Annotated in this window: 1 protein-coding gene; it reads left to right on the top strand. The window is 34.7% G+C overall.

The window, feature by feature from the left end; genetic code table 11:
• Nucleotides 1–600 (top strand): UDP-galactopyranose mutase (locus tag NZ519_14140; protein ID MCS7029892.1); only part of this gene is annotated, 600 nt, incomplete at both ends.

Here is a 600-nt window from a genome sequence, read left to right as displayed (position 1 = left end):
AGCGAGAGTGCCCGTATGCATAGGAATGGATGACAGATATTTCACTGATAAGTATCAGTTGATTCCAGAAGAAGGCTATACGAAAATATTTGAAAGAATGCTGGCGAATCCTAATATAAAGATTCTACTCAACACAGATTTTAAAGAATTGATAAAGGTAGATGTTGAAGAGAGAAAAATTTACTTTTTGGGTAAGGAGTTTAGAGGTAAACTTATATTTACTGGCATGATTGATGAGTTGTTTGATTACAGATTCGGTTATCTACCTTACAGAAGCCTTAAATTTAGGTTTGAAGATATAGCCAAGGAATTCTATCAAGAAACAGCTACCGTGAACTACCCCAATGATTATGATTTCACGAGGATTACAGAATTCAAGCATATGCATCCTTTAGACACCAAACATACAACTATAGTATATGAATATCCAGACGAGTATACTATTGGTAAAGTGCCGTATTATCCATACTTTACACAAGAAGCGAGAGAGACTTATAACAGATATTTAGAGCTTGCAAGTGCTTTCAATAATCTTGTTTTAGTTGGCAGGCTTGCAGAGTATAGATACTATGATATGGATGATGTGGTTAAAAGAGCTTT

The organism is Bacteroidia bacterium, assembly GCA_025056095.1.
Taxonomy (GTDB): Bacteria; Bacteroidota; Bacteroidia; order JANWVE01; family JANWVE01; genus JANWVE01.
The sequence above is the reverse complement of the archived record's forward strand: the minus strand, read 5'-3'. Positions and strand labels throughout refer to the sequence as shown.